We start from the raw sequence: 23,064 nt of genomic DNA, 5'->3' as shown, positions 1-23,064 counted from the left end.
CCCCCTTAGCTCAGTTGGTTAGAGCGACGGACTGTTAATCCGCAGGTCCCCCGTTCGAGTCGGGGAGGGGGAGCCAATCATAAGAATTTCATAGACATTTCAGTAATTTTCCACTACTCTTCTGCTTTATAACTAAAACATAATATCTATTATAATGTGTTGCTATTAGTTGAATGATCAAGGACCTGATTCCTTTCCTTTTGAACTATTAAAAGATTGATAACATGGCTGGCTTTAAAAAACTTATTTTTATACAAATCCTGTCTTGGCTTGTATGTGTTGCGGCTGGAAGCTACTTCATATCTGTAAGCTTTAATAATGCAGTAAGTGAAGCACAAACTTCAGCGCAAACCAGTGTAACACGTTACATTAACAGCTTAACAAGTGATGAGCTTTCGCCTGAAAGTATAAAAAAAGCGATTGGCGATGGTAAAACATTTTCAAACTTTATACTAAGAGATTACCAAGGGGCTGAGGTATTTTCAGTTAACTCCCCTACCCAGCTACCCATGTTTGCTGAATTTATTCAATCTAGCTTTAATTCGGTTCGCCCACAGTTTGCCGTTAACGACGCTGCAGATATAAAAGTAGAATTTACCCTCAACATTGAACGTTTAGCGCAGCAGCTACAAACCTCGTTATTTATAGTTATATTTATTTCTGCTTTTTTAGTGATTATTCCTATCATATTAATGAAGTCTATATTTCATAGCTTAAATAAAAATATCAGCATGACCGTTGCCGATGTAATAGACATTTATATTAACCAAAATCAAATTGGTGACGACTTAGACACCGCACTTGATGCAAGTAAAATGAAAAAGCTAGGTAAAGATTTAATCCCGAGCTTTAATCGCCTTTCGCATTTTTTAAAAAATAAAAATGATGATATTCAAAACGCTGCCCTAAGTATCAAGCAAGAAGCCTATAAAGATGTAATTACCGAATTAGGTAACCGTAATATGTTTGTTGAATATTACGAAAAACACATCGAAAACAGTGAGCGCAGTACGTTTGGTTCGTTAGCGCTTGTACGCTGTAGTGAGCTGCAAACTATAAATCAAAGCCGTGGCTACCAAAAAGGTGATGACTACGTTAAAGGTGTGGCGGATATAATTAAGCATATAAGCGGCACTTACACCGGCAGCCAAGTATTTAGGCTAAATAGCTCAGACTTTGCCGTTGTACTTCCTAATACCCCACTTAAAGAAGCAGAGCGTTTTGGTGAAAACCTGCAATCGCGCTTTACTCAATATCAACAAAATCAAGAGCTCAGCTCTGTGGCTAACACAGGTATTGTGGGCTACGAAAAAGGCAAACCGCTGGGTGAGCTATTATCGGTTGTCGATAACGCAATGAGCATGGCGCAATCTAAGCAAGTAAATGCATGGCATGTGCAGCGCGAAACCGATTTAGTTAATAATGTAAGTGCTGGGTTTGGTAACCAAAACTGGCGTAAAGTGATTAACGAAGTAATTGAATCAAAACGTGTTCACTTAGTAATGCAAAATATTATGCCGCTGGGTAAAAGCATTAAGGCGTATGCAGAGATACAAGTGCGCTTTAAAACCGAAGATAACCAAGTGCTTCCTACGGCCTCGTTTTTAGCCATGGCTGAAAAACTCGATATGGCCATAGAAATTGACCGCTTAATTATTGACTCATCACTTGAAAAAATTAAAAGCCGTAACCTCTCTGAAAAGTTTTTTGGCCTGAATGTGACCGCCTCAAGTGCACATAACGATCAATTTGTTATTTGGTTAGAGCGCCGCTTATTAAAAGATACGCATATAGCCTCTAAATTAGTATTTGAAGTAAGTGAGTTTGGCCTACAGCAAAATATTAAAGCCAGTAAACGCTTTATTGATATGGTGCATCGCGTAGGTGCCCGCGTAACGGTTGAACGCTTTGGTGTTGGACTAACGTCGTTTAAGTTTTTCCGTGATTTAAAACCAGACTTTATTAAAATGGATGCAAGTTACACCCGCGGCCTAGAAGATGATAAAAACAATCAATACTTTATGCGCCTAATGGTTGATTTAGCCCACCGCATTGGTGTGAGTGTGTTTGCTGAGGGCGTTGAAAGCCAAGAAGAAAAACACATAGTAGAAACGCTTTGCCTAGACGGCGTACAAGGTTATTACATAGAAAAACCTAAAGATATTTAGCACCTCTCCTTAATTAAAGTAAAAAAGAGCACATGTGCTCTTTTTTGCGTTTAACTGTTTAATTTTTCGCTTACTTTAAAATCACATAAATTTTACAGCTTTGTGATCGCTTAATTATTTTACTGTGTTTATTTAACTGATAACGACTCGCATATGTTGTTTATCGGGGCAGAAAAAAGGATAATACAAAGGATTTTAATAGCGCGAGGCACACATGACAGAATATGTCTTGTTATTGATTGGAACCGTTCTAGTTAATAACTTTGTATTAGTACAATTTTTAGGCTTATGTCCATTTATGGGTGTATCAGGCAAGCTTGATACCGCTATTGGTATGTCTTTAGCAACCACGTTTGTGCTTACTCTTGCCTCTGTTACAAGCTATTTAGTTAATCAATATATTTTAGCGCCGCTAGATATCGAATTTTTACGCACCATGAGCTTTATTTTAGTGATTGCCGTTGTGGTGCAATTTACCGAAATGGTTGTGCGTAAAACTAGCCCGACTTTATACCGTTTACTGGGTATATTTTTACCGCTGATCACTACTAACTGTGCGGTATTAGGTGTTGCGCTTCTTAACATAAAAGAAGATCACACATTTTTACAATCGGCCGTGTATGGTTTTGGCGCAGCCGTTGGCTTTTCATTAGTACTTGTATTATTTGCAGCGCTGCGCGAACGCCTTGCTGCTGCAGATGTTCCTACCCCGTTTAAAGGCGCCTCAATAGCCATGATCACCGCCGGCTTAATGTCGATGGCGTTTATGGGATTTACCGGATTAGTGAAGTTTTAATATGACCTTAATGTATGCCTTGATAGCGCTTGGCTCGCTAGCGCTTGTTTTTGGACTTATTTTAGGCTTTGCAGCTATTCGCTTTCGTGTAGAAGGCGACCCAATTGTTGAGCAAATAGATACCATTTTACCGCAAACCCAGTGTGGCCAGTGTGGCTATCCGGGCTGTCGCCCCTACGCTGAGGCAATTGCCAACGGGGATGAAATTAATAAATGCCCACCTGGTGGTGAAGCAACGGTTAAAAAGCTAGCCGATTTAATGGGCGTAGAGCCTAAACCGCTTGCCGGTGGCGAACAAGCAGAGCCGATAAAAACAGTGGCCTATATTCGCGAAGACGAGTGCATAGGCTGTACTAAGTGTATTCAGGCATGCCCTGTGGATGCCATTGTTGGTGCTACACGCCAAATGCACACTGTACTAATAGAAGAATGTACTGGCTGCGATTTATGTGTAGAGCCCTGCCCTGTAGATTGCATTGATATGCTGCCTGTAGCCGAAACAAAACAAAACTGGAAATGGCAACTTGATGCTATTCCTGTCACGCAAATAGATTAGAGGTTTGAGTGGAAAAGTTACTTGAACAAATTAAAAAAGGCACTGTTTGGGCATTCCCGGGCGGCGTGCATCCACCACAACAAAAAACACTCTCTAACAGTGCGCGTATTGCTAGGCTTCCTCTACCTGATAAGTTAGTTGTACCAATTAAACAGCACATTGGTGCTAACGGTAAATTAATTGTAGAAAAAGGCCAACAGGTATTAAAAGGCCAAGCACTTACCGTGCCCGTTGCAAATTGGTCTGTGCCTGTACATGCGCCCAGCTCTGGCACCATAACAGATATTACCTCTATGCCTTCGGCGCATCCATCGGCTTTACCTGAGCTAAGTATTATTATTGAGCCTGATGGCAAAGATCAATGGTGCGAACTAACCCCAACACCTAACCCAAGTGAGCTTAGCCACGATGAATTAGTCGATATAATTCATCAAGCAGGTATAAGTGGTATGGGTGGAGCAGGCTTTCCTACTTATGTAAAAGCCGATATAAAACAACCTATTGAGTTTTTAATTGTTAATGCTGTTGAGTGCGAACCATACATAACAGCCGACGATGTGTTAATGCGTGAACATGCCAAGCAAGTAGTGCAAGGCATTGAGCTAATGCAACAAATTTTAAACCCGACACTGTGTATTGTTGGCATTGAAGATAATAAGCCCGAAGCCATAGCGGCTATGAAAAGTGCCGCAGAGCACAACGCCAATATTGTTATTCAAACGGTGCCTACTGTTTATCCATCGGGTGGCGAAAAACAATTAATTAAATTACTTACAAACCGTGAAGTACCCAGTGGCGGTATTCCTGCCGATATTGGTATTTTAGTGCACAACACAGGAACTTTGTTTGCTGTGCAACAAGCGGTGTACGAAGGTAAACCGCTTATAGAGCGCGTTGTTACAGTAACAGGTAACACCATTCATAATGCAGGTAATGTATGGGCATTATTAGGCACCGAAGTTAAGCACCTGCTTGATTGCCAAGGTTTTTCACCCGTACCCCAGCAGCGCGTTGTTATGGGCGGGCCGATGATGGGCTTTACCTTACCGACTGTGCGTATTGGGGTAATTAAAACCACCAACTGTATTTTAGCCCCCGATCATAAAGAGCTCGCAGAGCCTGGGCCTGAAAAAGCCTGTATACGTTGTAGTGCCTGTGCAGATGCCTGCCCTGCTTCGTTATTACCACAGCAATTACAATGGTTTGCAAAATCAAAAGAATACGACAAATTACAAGAGCACAACTTATTTGATTGTATTGAATGTGGCGCGTGTGCGTATGTATGCCCAAGCGAAATTCCATTGGTGCAGTATTACCGCGTAGCAAAAGTAGAAATAAAAGAGCAGCAAGCCGAAAAAATTAAAGCCGATAGAGCAAAAGAGCGTTTTGACGCCCGTAAAGAGCGCCTAGAGCGCGAGCAACAAGAACGTCAAAACCGCCATAAACGTAAACCAACGGCAAAAACATCAGATGAAAAACAAAAAGTAGCGGATGCCCTTGCCCGCGTTAAGAGCAAATCATCGGATGGCGATGAAAAATCTGCTGTAGCCGCTGCAATTGCCCGCGCCAAAGCAAAAAAACAGCAAGGTGAAGAGCTAGAGCCAGACAACAGTGAAGTAGCTAAAGAGCGTGCACTTCGTAAAGAAAAAGCACGTAAATATAAAGAACAAAAAGCTGCCGAGGGCGAGTCATCACCAGCACCTGATGATAAAAAGTCAGCCGTAGCTGCTGCTATTGCCCGCGCCAAAGCGAAAAAAGCGGCGCAAGCTGAGCAAAGCGCTGATCCACAAAGCGATGAAGCCCCCGCTGATGATAAAAAAGCAGCGGTAGCTGCTGCTATTGCTCGCGCTAAAGCGAAAAAAGCGGCGCAAGCTGAGCAAAGCGCTGAGCCACAAAACGATGAAGCAACCGCCCCAGCTGATGATAAAAAAGCAGCGGTAGCTGCTGCTATTGCTCGTGCTAAAGCTAAAAAAGCGGCGAAAGCTGAGCAAAGTGCAGAGCCACAAAGCGATGAAGCGCCCGCCCCAGCTGATGACAAAAAAGCAGCAGTAGCTGCTGCTATTGCGCGTGCTAAAGCTAAAAAAGCGGCGCAAGCTGAGCAAGAAGCAGAGCCACAAAGCGATGAAGCCCCCGCGCCCGCAGATGATAAAAAAGCAGCGGTAGCTGCTGCTATCGCGCGTGCTAAAGCTAAAAAAGCCGCTAAAGCGGCTGCGCAAGCCCAGCAATCAGATGAAGCAAGTGCTGCTGAGCAAACAGGTGAAGTTGAGCCTGAAAACTCACAAACACGCTCTCCTGCTGATGACAAAAAAGCGGCCGTAGCTGCTGCTATTGCCCGCGCTAAAGCAAAAAAAGCCGCTAAAGAAGCAGAGCAACCAGAAGCAAGTGAACACAGCACACCTGAACAAAGCAATGAGCCACAAACCAGCAGCGGTTCAGACTCTGAGCAAACGGCCTCTGAGCAAACTGCAGCAGAGAAGAAAAAAGCCGCCGTGGCCGCCGCAATAGCGCGCGCCAAAGCTAAAAAGTTACAAAAAGAAGGAAATGATCAGTCATGAAATTAACCATGGCCAGTTCGCCGCACAACCATAGCCATAAGTCGTTAACGCGATTAATGCTAACCGTAATTGCTGCGTGTATTCCTGGGCTAATAGCGCAAATGGTATTTTTTGGGACTGGCGTACTTATTCAGTTAGTACTGGCACTTGTTGCTGTAAGCGTATTTGAAGCAGCCATTATGTTAATGCGTAAACGCCCTGTTTGGCCTGCATTGAGTGATGGTAGTGCTTGGCTTACTGGTGTGCTGTTAGCACTGAGTATTCCGCCGCTGGCGCCTTGGTGGGTCATTATTATTGGCTGTTTATTTGCCATTGTGATTGTAAAGCAACTTTATGGTGGGCTTGGCTTTAACTTATTTAACCCAGCAATGGCCGCATACGTACTACTTTTAGTCTCGTTTCCGGTGCAAATGACCGCTTGGTTACCCGTTACCGATTTACTTAACGCCCCAATTGGCTTTATTGACCAATTACGCCTTATATTTACCGATTTTACCGCTCTGGGCTTTAGTGTCGATCAAGTCCGTGCCGGCGTTGATGGCCTCACCATGGCCACCCCGCTTGATACAGTTAAAACCGATGTAGCACATGGTCTAACCGTTAGCGAAAGTATGCAAAAACCGATTTTTTCTCAATGGGCTGGGCTTGGTTGGCTATGGGTTAACCTAGGCTTTTTAGCCGGTGGTTTATACCTTTTAAAAGCTAACATTATAAACTGGCATATTCCAGTAAGCTTTATAGGCTCACTAGCGCTGTGCAGTGCCATTGGCTATATTGCCGCGCCGGGTACCGAGCCGGGTATGGTATTTCACCTATTAAGTGGCGCAACCATGATGGGCGCATTTTTTATCGCCACCGATCCTGTTTCGGCTGCAACTACCAATAAAGGGCGCTTAATTTATGGCGCGTTAATTGGCTTGTTGGTGTATTTAATTCGCACCTTTGGTGGCTTCCCTGATGCGGTAGCCTTTAGTGTATTATTAATTAATATTGCTGTACCGCTGATTGATTACTACACCCAACCACGCACTTATGGCCACGGAGCAGTAAAATGATTATTTCATCAATGGCTAAAAATGGCGCGATATTAACCGCCTTTGCACTGATAACAACAGGCTTAGTTGCCTCAATTGATGCCTTTACCGCCGATAAGATTGCCGAGCAAGAACGCTTGCAACTAACCTCACAATTACAAGAGGTATTAAACCCAAGCAGCTACGATAATCAGCTCAATACAAATTGCGTAATTATGAGCGATGAACAACTGGGTCCTTACCCCGAGCAAGTTATTTACCGCGCTTATAAAAATCAGCAACCTGTTGCACTTGTAATAAGACACATAACACCTAGTGGTTACAGTGGCGATATTAACTTATTAACCGCCGTACTTGCTGATGGCACTATTGCCGGCGTTCGCACTACTAAGCACGAAGAGACGCCCGGCTTAGGCGATAAAGTAGAAGTTAAAAAGTCGCTGTGGATCACTACATTTAACGATTTAACGGTTCAAAGTGAAGACGATGCCCGTTGGGCGGTAAAAAAGGATGGTGGCCAGTTTGACCAATTTACCGGCGCAACAATTACCCCTCGCGCCGTGGTAGGCTCGGTAAAAAATGCCGTATTATTTGCAAAAACTAACTTTGACGCCATTTTTAAACAGCCTAATGCTTGCCAAGAGGTAACACAATGAGTGAGTTAAAAACCTTATACAAAGAAGGCGTATGGGCTAATAACCCCGCGCTAGTGCAGCTACTCGGTTTATGCCCGCTTTTAGCTGTTACATCAACTGTAACCAACGCGCTCGGCCTAGGGTTAGCCACTTTATTAGTTTTAGTAGGCTCTAATATTACTGTTTCAGTTGTGCGTAATTGGGTGCCTAAAGACATTCGTATTCCGGTATTTGTAATGATTATTGCAGGCTTTGTGACCATAGTTCAGCTACTTATGAATGCGTACACCTTTGGCTTGTATCAATCATTAGGCATATTTATTCCACTAATAGTAACTAACTGCGCCATTATTGGCCGTGCAGAGGCATATGCCTCTAAAAACCCTGTCCACCTGTCCGCATTCGACGGCCTAATGATGGGCTTAGGTTTTATGGCCGTACTGTTAGTACTAGGTGCAATGCGCGAACTGATAGGCCAAGGTACATTATTTGATGGAGCCGATTTGCTTCTAGGGCCATGGGCACAAAGCCTACGCTTGGAAATATTTAGTTTCGATAGCCAGTTTTTACTCGCTATTTTACCACCCGGCGCCTTTTTAGGGCTTGGGCTGCTAATAGCAGCAAAAAATGTTATTGACGCACAAATAAAATCAAAACAAGTAACGCCGCCAGAAGCCGAAAAAGGCCCTCGCGCACGTGTTACTAGCTTAACTTAAGGGGAAAACGCATTAACGCTATTAGCTAATGCGTTTTAAGTTGCATGAATAAAGAAAAACGTCACCAAATACTCTCGCGCTTGCGCGAACAAAACCCGCACCCAGAAACCGAGCTTGAATACTCAAGCCCATTTGAGCTACTAGTAGCTGTTACGCTCTCTGCACAAGCCACCGATGTTGGTGTGAATAAAGCGACACGTAAATTATTTCCGGTTGCTAATACACCACAAGCCATATTAGATATTGGCCACGATGCGCTTCGCGATTATATAAAAACCATTGGCTTATTTAATTCAAAAGCCGCAAACGTGTACAAAATGTGCCAAATATTGGTTGACCAACATAACGGCATTGTTCCCGAGAACCGCGAAGCCCTCGAAGCCCTACCCGGTGTTGGCCGAAAAACCGCAAATGTAGTGCTCAACACAGCCTTCGGCTGGCCGACCATTGCCGTAGACACGCATATTTTTCGTGTTTCAAACCGCACCAAATTTGCTATGGGCAAAGATGTAGTCGCTGTAGAACAAAAGCTTGAAAAGGTTGTCCCTAAAGAATTTAAAGTAGACGTACACCACTGGTTAATACTACACGGACGCTACACCTGCGTAGCACGTAAACCTAAATGTGGCAGCTGTATTATTGAAGACTTGTGCGAGTTTAAGGATAAGACGGAATAGCTTTAATGCGCTTTGGGCAAGAAGCAGTCATTATCATCAGCAATTACTAATGACTTCAAATAGGCATTAGCTGACATCAGTTTTTTGGTTGATAAAATCAGCTAAATTCTCTAATAATGTATTCAGTATCACTAGGGCACTACAATAGACTTTTAGTACGCTTTATTTTAAGTAGCATTTCGAGATACACAATGTTCATCGTGTGTTCGCTTTCATTTTCGGTTTTAAACACCTATAAAGAACTAACACACCAAATAATTTAATTCTGTTGTAAAATCTCAACCATTTTCTGAGCGACAAGTGATGAGGATAGGTGATTTTGTCCTGTGACTATGCGCCCGTCGACTTCAACATGTGGTGTATTTCTGGCTGAATAGAAAAATTGACCTCCTCTGCTTTCAATGGTTTTTTGAATTAAGAATGGAAACTCTTTGAAGTAAGCGCGTGACTGATTTTCATAAGAATCAGGATAGCCTGATATCCGCTTGCCTGCCACTAGGTATTTACCCTCTTTCGTTTTTAAGTTAACAATCCCTGCGGTTCCATGGCAAACAGACGATACGATCCCTTGTTGCTCTTCATAAATAGTCATGGCGATTTTTTGTATGGCAACATTATCAGCAACCCCATACATCGCATTGCCTCCACCAACATAGTGAACGGCTAGGTAATTAGCTGGGTCAATCTGACTTGGCTGCTTAGTATTTTTGATCGCATACATAAAATCAGGTTCGTATAGATATTGCTTATGTATTTCCTCTGATGTATTTATATAGGCGAGTGGAATAGCTCCACCCTCTGGGCTAACAAAATCGACAGTGTAACCAGCCTTTTTAAAAGTGTCGTACGCTTTAACAATTTCTGAGAAACTAACACCCGTTGGTAATTTTGAATCGCCGTGAAAATGAGCATTGGAAACAATAAAAAGTATTCTTTTACCACTCTGTTCAGACGTTTCACTTGTCGCAGCCTTACTTACCACCTTCCAATTACCCGATATTTTTTTTAATAGGAATAAGTCAACATAACGTATAGATTTTTCGGGTATCAAAATTTCAACCTTAGCGGTAGCAATGTCACCTTCGAAATCAATGGATAGTATCTCTCCTATTCTGCCATTAAATTGTCTCTTATCTTTAAACCATGAAGCATATTTATTTGGGCTAACAGGCCATATTTCTTGGCCTTTTTTACTGAGTAATAATCGAGCCTCTTTTGCAAAAGCCCGCTTGATTAAGTCAGGTTCATTGTACGATGTCCCTGTAATATAGTTTTGTAATGTCTGTGTGATTTGAGCCTCATTATCTATTTGAAGTTTTGCTGTCAAATCAAAACTCAATAAGGTGATCAAAAGTAAGAGTGAATATTTCATTGTTTTTCTCCGTAAAGTAACTGTTTATTAGATTAAGGAAAAAACCAGAGAAAACATTAGCGTAGAATAATTCCGTAGTACGAAATTATAATTCCGAAGAGGTTATAAGGCTTTAAACTGCTTTCGGTATTGTGCAGGTGTTATATTTTCAAATTGTTTAAATGATGAATAAAAAGTAGATTGAGAGTTGTAACCGCAAGCTTCTGAAATTAACTCAATCGTCATGTATGAGTTTTCAACCAACAGCCTTTTCGCTTCTTCGATACGAAGCTCATTAACATACAGGGCAAAAGATTTATTCAAGTTATCGTTTAACAATTGCGATAACTGAGGCACAGATAATTGCAGTTTTTTCGCTAATATAGGTAAGGTTAAATTGGCATTTTTGTAAAGCTGTTCATTAATCATTAGCTCATTTAAACGTGTTATCAGCTGACTTGCTAATTCATGTGCAATTTTTTTATTAGCATAAGTCTGCTCTGAAGGTTTTCCCCCTTTATTAGATATATACCAAAGTGAGAGCGAAACATACAAAATAACTGAAAAAGACAAAGCTCCAGCGATATAAGAAGTATAAGACGCTGTAAAATATGCCAGCCAAATAAAAATCGTGCCGGCAAATACGTTGATACATAACAGTTCTTCTTTTGACAATCGAGTGTTGTCGCCAGCTAAAACAAATAGTTTGGGAAATAATTGAATAGCCGCAGCCATCATATATAAGCCCCAAGTTATATTGATTACTCTATATAACGATCCCCATAGTTCAACATTAGACTGATAAGGATACAAAACGCCAACACCAAAGATCAAACTAATAAGTAAAGCAAGATGTAACTTCCAATTAAACCTAAGCTTTTCTATATTAGCGGTTTGACTGACGACATAAAAATAAAGCAGTGGACCAATCAAAAAGCATGCAGACAACCCCAGTTGCAAAAACTGCTTGCCTAGCGTTGGATCAAAGTAAAACCAAATTGATTTAGAAATGCGTAAGCTAATAACTAACATGAGCAACGCTAGTAAACGGCGTTGAATTGACGCGGGATTAGAAAAAAGTAAATAGGCAGTCAACAACAGTCCATTAAAGGCACCTAACGCACTGAAGAAAAAAAGTAACTGACTATTCATTTCACGGTATGTTTATTAGTGGCTATATTGAAAGTAGTCTACGTTGCATAAAGAGGGATGTCTATATTCATAACCTTTTGCAAATTGATTTTAATATTTACCTACCTGCTTTTAACAGTGCTACGAACGGCTTAGACTTAAAGCTGCCTTTTTTAAATTCAGTAGTCAATCTCCTCTAATGACAAAAAACAGAAACCACTCTATGAACTCCCAATATCTACCATCCTTATATTTCGGCTGGCCGACAATTGCCGTAGACACGCATATTTTTCGTGTTTCAAACCGCACCAAATTTGCTATGGGTAAAGATGTAGTCGCTGTAGAACAAAAGCTTGAAAAGGTTGTCCCTAAAGAATTTAAAGTAGACGTACACCACTGGTTAATACTACACGGACGCTACACCTGCGTAGCACGCAAGCCTAAATGCGGCAGCTGTATTATTGAAGACTTGTGTGAGTTTAAAGACAAGACTGAATAGTTCTTCTGCTGTTCGTGAAATTCACATGTGAAGTTTTGACATAGAATCAAAACTTCAAACTGCACAGTAAGGTGGACTATTTAGTTCTAAAAGTTGCGCTTTAACCATTTAGAAATGCCAGTTGATTAAATAACTATTTCAAATTTTTTATAATAGCCATTCCAGTTTTTCTCATCAGCCCAGCTGCCTCAGGAAAACTACTGTTGGTCACAATCGATACAGCGATATTACGATCTGGAAAAATAATCATCCAATTTTGTGTGCCTTCCAATCCACCATGGTGAATGTAATAACATCCTAAGTTTTCATCCTCTGCAGCAATCCATGAATAAGCGATATGATCAGTACCACCTACATGAAACAGCCTTCTATGTGATTCTTTAATGGCTTTATTTTCTTCTTTTAGTTGCAACTTCATATATTTTACAATATCTGACATAGTAGTTTTTATATAACCACTGCCCCCCCATAGTATTTCAGGAGTAAGATGGGCTTTTGCTACCTCCCCTATCTCATTATAACCATATGCAACGTCCTTAAGCTGTTCTTGAGCAAGGTTCACTTTCGTATCTTTCATATTAGCTTCTGTTGACAATACTTGCTGTAATAAATTATCAAATGGCATTTGGTAAACAGTTTCTAAGATATATGATAAAAGCTCTATTCCCGCGCTTGAGTAATGGTATTTACCTTTGTTTTCTGAAGGGTTTACATTATTTAATGCCTTTAAAAACGATGTTTTGGATAATGTTTCAGCCCTTAAACCTAAATCTACATAACCTCTTGGTAATCCTGAACTATGAGTCAAAAGCTGTCGAACGGTCACAGGATTTTTTTCAGTACTTAATTTGTCTAGTTTATTATTAATATACTTATTGATGTTATCGTTCAAAGATAGCTTTCCATCTTTCACAGCATAAGCGGTAATCAACCCTGTCATGGTTTTACTTACAGACCCTATTTCATAAATTGTGTTATCTGTCGGGGTGTTTTTTTTATGCCTTGTGAGTTCACCAAAATGTAAAATAACTGAATCCGTTTCCGTAACGACCCCTATAGATGTAGAAACAAAACGAGAGTCCTGCAAGAGTTGATTAGCGTGCATTGTTATAATGTTTGAAATGTCTTTATTGGAGATTATATCGCTATTTTTAGCTTGCACCTGCCCAAAAAAAGTAAGAAATAAAATGAAAGCTAACGTAATTTTTTTATACATAAAACACCTATTATTTGATTCGCATTAATGTTTTTTATCAAAGCAGTTTTGATTTGATAATAGGGATATTAGTAAGGTTCAAGATTGATTTCGACCGACTATAAAAGTCGAACGTCTTATATTTAAAGGGTTGCGCTAGAAGAGATAAATTTAATCGTTTAAGCGTTCTTTCCTATATTGGGATGGAGTCACTGCAAAATGCTTTTTAAAAGCAGTGTTAAAAGACGATTTTGAATTAAAACCAACTTCTAACAATATCTCTAAAATCGCTTTTTGTTTATTGCTTTTTAAAGAAAGGATATTAGCAGCTTCATTAACTCGATAACTATTTATGAAATCGAAAAAGTGTTGCCCAAGGTGGTGATTGAGTACGATTGAAATTTTTAAGGCCGGTATATTTAATTGCTTTGCCAACGTGTCAATGTTTAGTGATGGATTCAGGTAAGGTTTATTTAGCGACATATGGCACTTAATTGTGGATAACACTCTTTGTGCTTCATTAACATCAACAACGTCACTTGGGTTCTGTGGAGGTTTTTTCGGTTCAAATGATTTAACCTTTGAGCTAATACCTTGAAATATGGAAGGGTTATGAAGTGCTTGCCATAATATCCAACAAACAAAAAATAGTGTGACTACCATCATTAGAGTAGTTAATAAGTTCAATAGTCCTTGTAGCTCGGTAAATTTAATAATATTACGCACCACAACAATGGTGAAATCAATTAAAAAAACCATCATAAAATTGTTTAGCCACTGCTTATTGAGTATTTCAATATCTGAATAGTTATTTAAAACAGTCAATTTATAGCGGTTTAACTTCTTAAAAATCAATGCAAGATAAATGAACATTTGTAAGTAGAGCACTACATGAACAAACAACACTTCAAACAAGGGTTCATGGTTGTTATAAAAGGCCATTTTTGCAATGTCATCTCCAAGATGGAAGCGCGGGATAAAGATTAAACATACAGTAATAAACGGGATAGCATGCAGAAGGTCTTTAGCTTTAAGTTTTAAATCACTATAAACAATTGATTTTACGTAAAAATAAAGTATTGGCGCTGTCAGAACCGAAAAGTTAGCACGAAACATATCTAAATTTAAATGCGCACCATAAAAACTAGTGAAAATAAAATTACTGATATCAAATGCAGTGACGGATAAAAACACAGCTAAAATTCTATTACTTAATTGATTACCGGAATGAATATTGAGCAGAAATACCGCAACTAATAAGTGGGTGAAAAAAACTAGTAATGCAATACTCTCGGTCATTTTAGTTATTTTAGTTATTTTAGTTAGTTGGTGAACCATACATCATAAATGACAACCAGGCTATGTTTCAAACTAAGTAATATCAGAGCTATAAATAGAGAGTAAAAATAGGCAGGGTTATGCGCTCACTCAATTTAATTAACAAGTTTGCTACTTTAGAAAACAATCAAATTTGCCTTATAAAGTTAATACTAAAACATACTATTTAAGAAATTTCGCTCTAAAATGAACACACCATCTAGTTTACTTATAATTTGGCTGGCCGACCATTGCCGTAGACACGCATATTTTTCGTGTTTCAAACCGCACCAAATTTGCGATGGGCACAGATGTAGTCGCCGTTGAGCAAAGCTTGAAAAGGTCGTCCCTAAAGAATTTAAAGTAGACGTACACCACTGGTTAATACTACACGGGCGCTACACTTGCGTTGCCCGTAAACCTAAATGCGGCAGCTGTGTATACCAATCGACTTAAGTATTTAGTCATTCTAGCGAGCTAAATAAAGCGCTTACGGCGTTATAAACTTCTCAAGTAGAACAACTACATGTAAAAATTTATGCCTTGTAACCGCTCTATTTATCTGTCGCTATAAGTGACGAATAACTTAACACGATTGGTATTATTGAAGACGTGTGTGAGTTTAAAGAAAAAACAGAATAACCTCGAATAACTCTATTTTAGGTATTTTGAAAGTAAGACAGCTAATTAATTAGCTGTCTTTCGAGTCTATATTATTTATAAATTGCGCCATATTTACTAAACGCTCACCGACAATAAATGCAGTGGTGCTTTTAACCCAAGGAGTTGCGATATTTGTGTAGTTTAGTTTAGCTAATACGCAGCTTGTAATTATTAAAAGTAGTAGCGATGACACGCTGTAAAACCAAACCATGTGTTGATCTAGGTGTGCATACAAGTCAATTTCAAATAGCACATCAAAGCCAATAAAAACATAAGCCATATAAAAAGGTGCAGACATAAGCAACAACTTAGTTAGTTGTAATTTATGTGAGCAAAGGCGGTAAACGTCTTTTTGAAGTTGGCTAATTGGCTTTGCATAATCAATGTTAGCAATATGCACTATTTGGCCAATATTACCTGCAAGGCCAGCAATGGAAAATACACTCAGTATCAACGCAGATATTGAAGGCGCTGAAACACTAAAGTTATTTGCAATATACTGCCCTAATAAAAAAATAATAAAAAAGAAGGCTGCGCTTTCAATAATACGTGCCCACTTCATAGCATTAAGCTCTTTCATTTGTTTATTCACTTTTGTTTCGCTCAGCAGTGATTGGTTTATTGTAATTGCCGATTCGTTAACACTATTTTGCTGCTGCCATGTGTTTTTAATGTTATCTAAATTCATTTTAAGCCCCCTGTTTTTCAAATTGATTTTTTAGTGTTTCTTTAATGCGGCCAATTCGCGTAGCGACGTTGGTTTTACTTATGCCTAAACTCGTCGCTATGCTTTGATGGGGTTCGCCTTCTAAATACAGCAATACTATGGCTTTATTTAACTTATCGAGCTTTGCTATAAACTCATAAAGCTGCTTAACCTCTTCGCTTTTATCATTGTGCGCTGATAGGTCGGCTATGTGCACAATGCACTGCTCACTTTCATTGGCTTTATCTTCTCGTTTACTGTCTTTGCGGTAATATGAAATCGCCACATTCAGTGCTATTCGGTACATCCACGTAGAAAACTTATAGTCTTTGTCATAATTATCATAAGCAAGCCACATGGTGGTGAGTATTTCTTGCGCTAGGTCTTGCCTGTCGTGTTGGTTTTGACAGTACGAGTTAACAATTTTATAAATAATGCCTTTATGCTGCTCCATTGTTTGAGCAAACAGTGCTTTTTTATTGATGTTCATTTACGCATAAATCCATCATTTAAATTAATCTCATCACGTAGTTGGCTCATCGCAGTTTTATTGTGTTTAAGTGCTAATGCATCTGTTTTAAAAGCAACAGGTGCGCCGTTATGGCTAATGCAACACAGTCTGTACACATATTTTAGCTGCACGATGATACTCACATAACCTTCTTATCTAGTTATTCGCAGTATCGCTAAAATAATCACAATTATTATTAAAATAAATTATAAACAAAAACTACGAAGTGATTCTTAATTACCTTCATTATCAACATCAATTAACTTTGTTATCTTCTCTTTCGTCAACTCAAGACAATGTAGATTAATTCGGAAGAAATGTATCTTCCTATACTGTGGAGAATATTATGTTTAAGAATTTTGGTTGGATCGTTGAGGCAAAACTTAAAGAAGGCGAATTAGAGAACTTTAAAGCGGTGATGAATTCGCAAGTTAACCGCGCATTGACTGAAGAAGGTACGCTTAATTACCAATACTATTTGTCTGATGATGGCGATGTTTTAGTTTACGAGCGATTTGCTGATGCACACGCTTCACACGAACACATTGAAAACTGGGATGCACATGCTGAACGCTGGATAGCCGCTGCTGAGCCAACTCGTATGCTTCATCTTGGCGATTTACCTGATGATGTACGAGAGCGTCACGCTGCGCTATCACCAACATGGCTAAAACCATTAGGTGGCTTTGCTCGAGAAGTAGATGAAACAAGCATGATTAACACTGACAATGGCACAACCTTCGAAAATTTTGGTTGGATTGTTGAAGCTAAACTAAACGAAGGCCAACTTGAAGCATTCAAGGCGGTAATGAATTCGCAAGTAGAAAGAGCTAAAACAGAGCCTGGCACTTTAAACTATCAATACTACCTATCTGATGAAGGTGACGTATTGGTTTATGAGCGCTTTCGTGATTTAGAGTCATCCTTCACTCATATTGAAAATTGGAACGACCATGCCGAGCAGTGGATTAAAGCAGCAACCCCAACACGTATGGTCCATCTAGGTGACTTACCTCAAGAGTTACGAGATATGCATGCTGCACTTTCGCCACTATTACTAAAACCATTGGGTGGTTTTGCTAAATAACTAGTAGCTCCAAATGCCGGTTTTTATATCGATTATGATTACCGGCCATGTTTTAAACATCCATTGCTATTTAAAGGGATACTATGAAAAGTTTAAATAAATACACAAAAATAGTAAGTTTACTGCTTATTTCAGGTGCTCTTTTTGCCTGTACGCAAACGCCACCTGCACAACAAACTTATTCACTACAAAATTTACCTGCGCATTTTAATTCTCCTGCCAGCTTTGCACTTGATGCTAATAACAATATTTTATTTACTTCACCAAATTTACATAATCAAACACTTATCGAAAAAGGGGTCATACAAAATGCCCAAGCGCCAACGATTGGCCTAATTGGTGAAAACGATCGCGTATCAGTATGGTATACATTTAAGCCCCGCGATCTTGAACCAACCAGCGGAGTAGTTACGCCTATGGGTATTGCTATGGGGCCAGATGGCAACATTTACGTAGTCGATATGCAATTATGGTTTGGTGGCGAATCGCGTTTATTACGCGTTAATGTACAAAACGGCAAAGCAACCACTGTTGATGTTGTTGCTAAAGGGTTTTCTTTTCCTAATGCCATAGCGTGGCACGGTAACGACTTATTCATCTCAGATACAGTGCTTGCAACTGAAGAAGGCAGCTCGACCAACAGCGGTGTGTACAAAGTAAGTTTAGAGGAATTAGACCCAAAAAATCCATTACAGATCGCTGCGTATAAAGGAAAAGATAATTTTGACGCACATTTATTTGAAGTCTTTTACTCAGATGGAAGCCTAGGTTTTGGTGCCAATGGTTTAGCTGTTGATGAGCTTGGTAACTTATATACCGGTATTATGGAAGAAGGGACGGTGTATAAAACCACCATTAGTAAAAATGGCACTAAACAATCAACCACGCTATTTATGAAGGCTTGATTGCAAGTGACGGTATTCAGTGGAGTGAAGACTCTCAAGCTTTATATATTACTGACTTATTTGACAATGCTGCTTATAGTATTGATGTAAATGGTAAAACAACTTTACTGACAAAAAATAAAGACAGCGACGGTACAAATAATGAGTTAGACGGACCTGGAGAAGCGATTGTTAGAGGCAACACCGTGTATATTACAAATTTTGATGCAGTGTTTGATGCACCAAACATGGCCAACACGCAAGCTGACGCACCGTTTACTATATCAACAGTGTCTTTAAAATAATGATGCACTCAAAACGGTCAGCGCTCACTGACCGTTTTGACTCTCCAATACTTTATCCCAATAAGGCGGGCTGCCATAGCTGGCTGAAAAAAAGTCGATAAATGCCCGCACCTTTGGGGCCACTAATTTTGAAGACGGGTAAACCGCCCATATAGAAGCATGAGACTCTAACGGGTAATCCCTTAGAATTTGTACTAATTGACCTGCTTTTAATTGCTCATAGGCAATCCAAGTAGAGCACATGATTATCCCCATGCCATTAATACCCGCATTGCGCACCGCCTCTCCATTATCTGAGGCAAAGCTCCCTTTGGTTTTAACCGTCTTTGACCCACTAGGCGTTTTAAAATGCCAATGCTCATTGCCTATTAAATTAATACAGTTATGTTGTAAAAGCGCTTCGGGATTGGTAGGTATACCATGCTTGTTAAGGTAATCTGGTGATGCACATATAATTCTGTTGTCAGTTGCGAGCTTCCTTGCGACTAATGTAGAGTCTTTAAGCTCTGCGTTACGAATAGCAATGTCAAACCCACCTTCAACCATATCTACTATTGTATCGCTAAGACGAAGCTCTACGGTTAAATCAGGGTAAAGATCCATAAACTTATTTAGCGCAGGAATGAGATGAATATGACCAAAAGAAACAGGGGCTGTTATTCTCAATTTGCCTGCTATTTTTGCTCTTTCGCTTTTTACAGACGTTAGTGCGATATCAGCAGTAACAAGCACATCCTTCGCGTGGGGCAGAAACTCTTTCCCTTCATCAGTAAGCGATACTTTTCGTGTAGTTCTGTGTATTAGCCGAACTCCAATACTCTCTTCTAATTTATTAAGGTGAGCACTTGCTACAGCCGATGACAAGCCAAGTTCAGCTCCAGCTTTTGATATATTATTAGTTGCAGCTACTCTGACAAATAAGTTTAGGTAATCGAGGTTCATCATTATTTAGTTCATAGGTAAAAGTAAACGACAGATTAGTTTCACTTTACCGCTCCTTTAAAAAACACAGAAACTAAAATTACTTTTAGTTTCTAAAATTAACAACCTTGATACTAGCTGCGTACTTTTAAATACCACCAAATTAATGGCGCGAGTATTACTAATTCAATACCCACATTCAGCCACTGTTTTGCTACCGAGCCATCTAACATAATGCCAATAAGCCTTGCAATTAATAGTCCTACGAGTAACGATGACAGTGTTGCCGCTATGCTAGCTTGCCAAGGTACAAGCTGATGATGAAATTGCAGCAATAAGCCAAAACCAATAAATAACCCCCACCAAATTCTGCGCTCTACGGCCTTAAAAATATCATTAGGAACTGGCTTATTGCTTATCAGCTCAGGGTTGGCAGCTAACACTATGCCAAAAATAATTAATACCGCACCAACAACCCTAAAAATGACTATATTATCCATGATCAATCCCTCAGGCTGGTTGTTTGATCAACTGTTTGAGCAATCGATTGCTCAACAAGCTCCTGAGGTAACTCCTTTGCTTGGCTCCACTGCTTTGGCGATTGCCCATACATACGTTTAAATTCTCGGCTAAATTGTGATGAGCTAACATAGCCTACCGACATGGCCGCCGAACTTACGTTCATACCCGCTGCGATTTTCATCGCAGCGGTATTTAAGCGCATAGATTTAACAAATTGAATCGGCGACATACTGGTCGCATCCTTAAATTTTCGATGCAAAACTGCCCTACTTACGCCAATTTTTGCTGCCATATCGTCTATGGTTATGCTCTCATCTAATCGAGATGCCAAATAATCAATTGAGCGTGCTATGTCGTTTCCTACGCCAAAGGCTTGGTGCACACTACTACCTGCCTGTCCGTTTAATATGGCGTAATATAATTCTCGCAGTCGCCCTTCACCTAAAACCGCAATATCTACAGGGTTGCCTACAAGTTGCAGCAATCGTAGTAATGAATCGGTAAATGAGTCATCCCATGCTGCGAGTGTAAGCCCTTGCGTTTTGGGGCCTGATGCGTGTTTTTTTACACCTTGTGCAGCCATGGTAATAGATAATTCGGTCATCACTTTTGTATCTAGCGATACAATAACGCCTAGCAAGGGGTTCTCAGGTGAAGCCGTGGGTGTACCCGCTTCTACCGGCATAGACATAGGGCAGCACATATAATTATTTTCATCGTATATAAAATGCTTACCATCGAGTATGGCTTCTTTAGCGCCACTGACTATAGCAACAATACACGGCTCGTATACCGCAGGTGCACAGCGCATAGCATGCGTTACTTTAAACAACTGAACACCTTTAATACCCGTTTCTATTAGCCCTTGGGTATAATTTTCATCGTTGTTTACATCGTTAAAAGACAGGCTATTTTGTATAAGTTGCTTAATGTGGTGTTTGCTCATTCACCCATACCTTTTAAATATAGAATAAATCCAATCTAGCACCGTAAATACACATTCTCAATGCAGCGATACAAATAGGCATATTTTAAAGAGGATATCGCCTAGTTACACCTGGTGGCGAGAGTTATATTACCTAACAAGCACTTTAGAGCAATATGCATAGCCCTGTACTGCATATTTATACTTAACTATTGATAGGAATTTAACTAATGAGCGCAACTAACCCATTTGGCCCTTCTGGCTGGACTCCCGACCAACTCAGTTCTTTAGTTGGTAAATGCTATCTAATAACGGGAGCAAATACAGGCGCAGGCTTTGAAGCAACCCGACTATTACTCGCTAAAGGCGCAAAAGTAGTTATGCTCAATCGTAACCCTTTAAAATCAGATGAAGCTATTGCTAAGTTAAAACAGGAGTTTGGCAATAGTACCGATGTGAGCTTTATAAAAATGGACCTAGCAGAGCTTGCATCAGTACGCCATGCAGCCAACGAGGTATTACAAGCTGTGCCACACATAGATGCACTTATTTGTAACGGCGCTATTGCGCAGGTCGCGACTCAGCAATTTACTAAAGACGGCTTTGAAAGTCAGTTAGGGGTTAACCACTATGGGCACTTTTTACTGTGTGGTTTGCTATTTAATAAAATAGAGCAATCTAGCGGGCGTATTGTTGTAGTGGCCAGTGAAGGCTACAAAATGGGGCTTAAAACGATTCAATTTGATGACATGAATTGGAATAAAAACTACCACCCAAATAAAACCTACTGCCACAGTAAGCTTGCACAAATGATGTTTGCTTATGAGCTGCAAAATAAAATAGCCGCCGCCAATAAAAATGTGCAGGTGTTTGTGTGTCACCCAGGTGCAGCTAATACCTCTCTTATTGGCGGTAATGTTAACTTTGCAACCCGATTTACCTGGTCATTAATAGTAAAAATGGGCTTAGCACAATCGGCAGAGCAAGGTGCATACCCTGAGGTTATGTGTGCCACCGAGCATAACCTAAAACAACGTGCGTATTATGGCCCATCAGGAAGATGGAATTGGAGCGGCCCCGTAGGAATATGCAAACTTGAGCCGTTTGCTTTAGATCAGCCTGTGCTAAGCAAATTATGGGTGGTTACTGAGCAGCACACTGCTTTTAAATGGACAATATAATTGCTAATAGCGAACGTGTGTAGGGTGTAAAAGTAATGAAAAAACCATTAGTAATCGGCCTAATATTTTTACTTTTCCTAACCGGTTGTAAAAGTACCAATAACCTCCCTGTGCAGTATAAACCTAATGATGAGCTGGTAGTACTTGCCCATGGGTTAGGCAGAAGCGATTGGGCAATGCGATATTTTGCCCAGCAGCTTAAACGTGCACATTATAAGGTATGCAGCCTAAATTACGCCTCTTTAGGGCAAAGTGTTGAGGCTGTGTTTACGCAAACAACCACACAAATTAATGCCTGTATTGCTAACGCGAGTAAAGTACATTTTGTAGGGCACTCCCTAGGTGGCTTAGTTATTAGAGCCTACTTGCAAAATAACCCTCGGGTATTTAATGGTAATACACTTGGAAATGTCGTGTTAATTGGCACGCCTAACAAAGGCAGTGAATTAGCTAATCATTTAAATGGTTCATGGCTAATGCATATAGCCGGCGGTGTAAGCCAATCTTTAATTACAGGCAGTAAGAGTTTGGGCAACACCATAAATGAGCTGGACATTGATTTAGGCGTAATAGCCGGTACTAAAGCATCCACCCTGACACAGCATTATTTTAAAGGTAAAAACGATGGCTTGGTGTCTGTAGCATCAACCAAACTGAGGGCGTGTTGATTTTTGCGGATTGAAATTTGTTCAATCTAGGGGCGATTAAATCGCGGCGCGAGGTTTGTAA

The 23,064-nt window shown here is 40.1% G+C and carries 23 protein-coding genes, 1 tRNA gene and 2 pseudogenes; 16 read left to right on the top strand and 10 right to left on the bottom strand.

The annotated features are described in order from the left end of the window. From MTF68_RS14130 to nth, 9 genes are all read left to right on the top strand, one after another. A tRNA-Asn gene (locus MTF68_RS14130) sits at positions 1-76 on the top strand. 148 nt (positions 77-224) lie between these two features. Further along, positions 225-2,168, top strand: a complete 1,944-nt coding sequence (locus tag MTF68_RS14125) for a GGDEF domain-containing protein (protein WP_248462842.1) — start codon at positions 225-227, stop codon at positions 2,166-2,168. Positions 2,169-2,382: 214 nt separating this feature from the next. Beyond that, positions 2,383-2,964: an electron transport complex subunit RsxA gene (rsxA, locus tag MTF68_RS14120; protein WP_004589478.1), complete on the top strand. Its 582-nt coding sequence runs from the start codon at positions 2,383-2,385 to the stop codon at positions 2,962-2,964. A gap of 1 nt (position 2,965) precedes the next feature. Further along, complete coding sequence (rsxB, locus tag MTF68_RS14115; RefSeq protein ID WP_004589479.1) at positions 2,966-3,520, top strand: electron transport complex subunit RsxB; 555 nt, start codon at positions 2,966-2,968, stop codon at positions 3,518-3,520. 8 nt (positions 3,521-3,528) lie between these two features. Then, positions 3,529-6,075, top strand: a complete 2,547-nt coding sequence (gene rsxC / locus MTF68_RS14110; RefSeq protein WP_248462840.1) for an electron transport complex subunit RsxC — start codon at positions 3,529-3,531, stop codon at positions 6,073-6,075. Then, complete coding sequence (rsxD, locus tag MTF68_RS14105) at positions 6,072-7,130, top strand: electron transport complex subunit RsxD (protein WP_248462838.1); 1,059 nt, start codon at positions 6,072-6,074, stop codon at positions 7,128-7,130. The genes rsxC and rsxD overlap by 4 nt, the downstream gene beginning before the upstream one ends. After that, a complete protein-coding gene (gene rsxG / locus MTF68_RS14100) occupies positions 7,127-7,765 on the top strand; it encodes an electron transport complex subunit RsxG (protein ID WP_004589482.1) in 639 nt (212 codons plus the stop codon). Before rsxD ends, rsxG begins: the two co-directional genes overlap by 4 nt. Beyond that, positions 7,762-8,460, top strand: coding sequence for an electron transport complex subunit E (locus MTF68_RS14095; protein ID WP_004589483.1), 699 nt, complete (start codon positions 7,762-7,764; stop codon positions 8,458-8,460). Before rsxG ends, MTF68_RS14095 begins: the two co-directional genes overlap by 4 nt. 44 nt (positions 8,461-8,504) lie before the next feature. Continuing rightward, positions 8,505-9,137 (top strand): endonuclease III, encoded by a 633-nt coding sequence (gene nth, locus MTF68_RS14090; protein WP_096739366.1) that lies wholly within the window; start codon positions 8,505-8,507, stop codon positions 9,135-9,137. A 259-nt stretch (positions 9,138-9,396) separates the two neighbouring features. Here nth and MTF68_RS14085 read toward each other — a convergent pair whose 3' ends face one another. Next, a complete protein-coding gene (locus MTF68_RS14085; RefSeq protein WP_248462836.1) occupies positions 9,397-10,509 on the bottom strand; it encodes a nuclear transport factor 2 family protein in 1,113 nt (370 codons plus the stop codon). A 102-nt stretch (positions 10,510-10,611) separates the two neighbouring features. Then, complete coding sequence (locus tag MTF68_RS14080) at positions 10,612-11,640, bottom strand: helix-turn-helix domain-containing protein (protein WP_248444034.1); 1,029 nt, start codon at positions 11,638-11,640, stop codon at positions 10,612-10,614. A gap of 232 nt (positions 11,641-11,872) precedes the next feature. Here MTF68_RS14080 and MTF68_RS14075 point away from each other — a divergent pair. Next, positions 11,873-12,118: pseudogene (locus MTF68_RS14075) on the top strand (endonuclease III); the annotation flags it as partial. A 133-nt stretch (positions 12,119-12,251) separates the two neighbouring features. Here MTF68_RS14075 and MTF68_RS14070 read toward each other — a convergent pair. Both MTF68_RS14070 and MTF68_RS14065 read right to left on the bottom strand, forming a co-directional pair. Next, on the bottom strand, positions 12,252-13,334 hold the full coding sequence (locus MTF68_RS14070) for a serine hydrolase domain-containing protein (RefSeq protein WP_248462834.1): 1,083 nt from the start codon (positions 13,332-13,334) through the stop codon (positions 12,252-12,254). Between the two features lie 150 nt (positions 13,335-13,484). After that, positions 13,485-14,612: a helix-turn-helix domain-containing protein gene (locus tag MTF68_RS14065; RefSeq protein WP_248462833.1), complete on the bottom strand. Its 1,128-nt coding sequence runs from the start codon at positions 14,610-14,612 to the stop codon at positions 13,485-13,487. Between the two features lie 253 nt (positions 14,613-14,865). Between MTF68_RS14065 and MTF68_RS14060 the strand changes: the two are divergent. Then, a pseudogene (locus MTF68_RS14060) lies at positions 14,866-15,086 on the top strand (endonuclease III); the annotation flags it as partial. 235 nt (positions 15,087-15,321) lie between these two features. Here the strand turns inward: MTF68_RS14060 and MTF68_RS14055 are convergent. Genes MTF68_RS14055 through MTF68_RS14045 form a run of 3 tightly spaced genes read right to left on the bottom strand, consistent with a single transcriptional unit; the run spans position 15,322 to position 16,653 of the window. Continuing rightward, positions 15,322-15,981: a hypothetical protein gene (locus tag MTF68_RS14055; RefSeq protein WP_248462832.1), complete on the bottom strand. Its 660-nt coding sequence runs from the start codon at positions 15,979-15,981 to the stop codon at positions 15,322-15,324. 1 nt (position 15,982) lies between these two features. After that, positions 15,983-16,489 (bottom strand): sigma-70 family RNA polymerase sigma factor, encoded by a 507-nt coding sequence (locus tag MTF68_RS14050; RefSeq protein WP_248462831.1) that lies wholly within the window; start codon positions 16,487-16,489, stop codon positions 15,983-15,985. After that, on the bottom strand, positions 16,486-16,653 hold the full coding sequence (locus MTF68_RS14045) for a hypothetical protein (RefSeq protein ID WP_248462830.1): 168 nt from the start codon (positions 16,651-16,653) through the stop codon (positions 16,486-16,488). The genes MTF68_RS14050 and MTF68_RS14045 overlap by 4 nt, the downstream gene beginning before the upstream one ends. Positions 16,654-16,856: 203 nt before the next feature. On the opposite strand from MTF68_RS14045, the gene MTF68_RS14040 reads away from it, so the two are divergent. The 3 genes from MTF68_RS14040 to MTF68_RS14030 all read left to right on the top strand — a co-directional run bounded on the left by MTF68_RS14040 (position 16,857) and on the right by MTF68_RS14030 (position 18,786). Beyond that, the gene (locus tag MTF68_RS14040; RefSeq protein WP_248462829.1) at positions 16,857-17,597 is read left to right on the top strand and encodes an antibiotic biosynthesis monooxygenase; all 741 of its coding nucleotides are present in this window, start codon (positions 16,857-16,859) and stop codon (positions 17,595-17,597) included. A gap of 83 nt (positions 17,598-17,680) precedes the next feature. Further along, positions 17,681-18,502: a hypothetical protein gene (locus MTF68_RS14035; protein WP_248462828.1), complete on the top strand. Its 822-nt coding sequence runs from the start codon at positions 17,681-17,683 to the stop codon at positions 18,500-18,502. Next, positions 18,499-18,786, top strand: coding sequence for a hypothetical protein (locus MTF68_RS14030; protein WP_248462827.1), 288 nt, complete (start codon positions 18,499-18,501; stop codon positions 18,784-18,786). The genes MTF68_RS14035 and MTF68_RS14030 overlap by 4 nt, the downstream gene beginning before the upstream one ends. Positions 18,787-18,810: 24 nt before the next feature. On the opposite strand, the gene MTF68_RS14025 is transcribed toward MTF68_RS14030, so the two are convergent. The 3 genes from MTF68_RS14025 to MTF68_RS14015 form a co-directional block, all read right to left on the bottom strand. Continuing rightward, positions 18,811-19,731 carry a LysR family transcriptional regulator gene (locus MTF68_RS14025; protein WP_248462825.1) on the bottom strand — a complete coding sequence of 307 codons (921 nt, stop codon included), beginning with the start codon at positions 19,729-19,731 and terminating at the stop codon, positions 18,811-18,813. 110 nt (positions 19,732-19,841) lie between these two features. Then, on the bottom strand, positions 19,842-20,207 hold the full coding sequence (locus tag MTF68_RS14020; RefSeq protein WP_248462823.1) for a DUF4345 family protein: 366 nt from the start codon (positions 20,205-20,207) through the stop codon (positions 19,842-19,844). 2 nt (positions 20,208-20,209) lie between these two features. Continuing rightward, on the bottom strand, positions 20,210-21,175 hold the full coding sequence (locus tag MTF68_RS14015; RefSeq protein WP_248462821.1) for an AraC family transcriptional regulator: 966 nt from the start codon (positions 21,173-21,175) through the stop codon (positions 20,210-20,212). A gap of 209 nt (positions 21,176-21,384) precedes the next feature. On the opposite strand from MTF68_RS14015, the gene MTF68_RS14010 reads away from it, so the two are divergent. Both MTF68_RS14010 and MTF68_RS14005 read left to right on the top strand, forming a co-directional pair. Beyond that, positions 21,385-22,335, top strand: a complete 951-nt coding sequence (locus tag MTF68_RS14010) for an SDR family oxidoreductase (RefSeq protein WP_248462819.1) — start codon at positions 21,385-21,387, stop codon at positions 22,333-22,335. Positions 22,336-22,370: 35 nt separating this feature from the next. Continuing rightward, entirely contained in the window at positions 22,371-23,003 is a 633-nt protein-coding gene (locus tag MTF68_RS14005) for an alpha/beta fold hydrolase (RefSeq protein WP_248462818.1), read from the top strand. Positions 23,004-23,064: the final 61 nt, after the last annotated feature.

Origin of the sequence: Pseudoalteromonas sp. 2CM37A, assembly GCF_023161885.1 — a bacterium.
In the GTDB taxonomy this organism is placed as follows: Bacteria; Pseudomonadota; Gammaproteobacteria; order Enterobacterales; family Alteromonadaceae; genus Pseudoalteromonas; species Pseudoalteromonas atlantica.
This window is presented reverse-complemented; position numbering and strand designations above follow the sequence as displayed.

Coding starts and splice junctions, on each gene's coding strand:
- MTF68_RS14125 (WP_248462842.1), top strand. CDS start 225: ATGGCTGGCTTTAAAAAACTTATTTTTATACAAATCCTGTCTTGGCTT.
- rsxA (WP_004589478.1), top strand. CDS start 2,383: ATGACAGAATATGTCTTGTTATTGATTGGAACCGTTCTAGTTAATAAC.
- rsxB (WP_004589479.1), top strand. CDS start 2,966: ATGACCTTAATGTATGCCTTGATAGCGCTTGGCTCGCTAGCGCTTGTT.
- rsxD (WP_248462838.1), top strand. CDS start 6,072: ATGAAATTAACCATGGCCAGTTCGCCGCACAACCATAGCCATAAGTCG.
- rsxG (WP_004589482.1), top strand. CDS start 7,127: ATGATTATTTCATCAATGGCTAAAAATGGCGCGATATTAACCGCCTTT.
- MTF68_RS14095 (WP_004589483.1), top strand. CDS start 7,762: ATGAGTGAGTTAAAAACCTTATACAAAGAAGGCGTATGGGCTAATAAC.
- nth (WP_096739366.1), top strand. CDS start 8,505: ATGAATAAAGAAAAACGTCACCAAATACTCTCGCGCTTGCGCGAACAA.
- MTF68_RS14085 (WP_248462836.1), bottom strand. CDS start 10,509: ATGAAATATTCACTCTTACTTTTGATCACCTTATTGAGTTTTGATTTG.
- MTF68_RS14080 (WP_248444034.1), bottom strand. CDS start 11,640: ATGAATAGTCAGTTACTTTTTTTCTTCAGTGCGTTAGGTGCCTTTAAT.
- MTF68_RS14070 (WP_248462834.1), bottom strand. CDS start 13,334: ATGTATAAAAAAATTACGTTAGCTTTCATTTTATTTCTTACTTTTTTT.
- MTF68_RS14065 (WP_248462833.1), bottom strand. CDS start 14,612: ATGACCGAGAGTATTGCATTACTAGTTTTTTTCACCCACTTATTAGTT.
- MTF68_RS14055 (WP_248462832.1), bottom strand. CDS start 15,981: ATGAATTTAGATAACATTAAAAACACATGGCAGCAGCAAAATAGTGTT.
- MTF68_RS14050 (WP_248462831.1), bottom strand. CDS start 16,489: ATGAACATCAATAAAAAAGCACTGTTTGCTCAAACAATGGAGCAGCAT.
- MTF68_RS14040 (WP_248462829.1), top strand. CDS start 16,857: ATGTTTAAGAATTTTGGTTGGATCGTTGAGGCAAAACTTAAAGAAGGC.
- MTF68_RS14035 (WP_248462828.1), top strand. CDS start 17,681: ATGAAAAGTTTAAATAAATACACAAAAATAGTAAGTTTACTGCTTATT.
- MTF68_RS14025 (WP_248462825.1), bottom strand. CDS start 19,731: ATGATGAACCTCGATTACCTAAACTTATTTGTCAGAGTAGCTGCAACT.
- MTF68_RS14020 (WP_248462823.1), bottom strand. CDS start 20,207: ATGGATAATATAGTCATTTTTAGGGTTGTTGGTGCGGTATTAATTATT.
- MTF68_RS14015 (WP_248462821.1), bottom strand. CDS start 21,175: ATGAGCAAACACCACATTAAGCAACTTATACAAAATAGCCTGTCTTTT.
- MTF68_RS14010 (WP_248462819.1), top strand. CDS start 21,385: ATGAGCGCAACTAACCCATTTGGCCCTTCTGGCTGGACTCCCGACCAA.
- MTF68_RS14005 (WP_248462818.1), top strand. CDS start 22,371: ATGAAAAAACCATTAGTAATCGGCCTAATATTTTTACTTTTCCTAACC.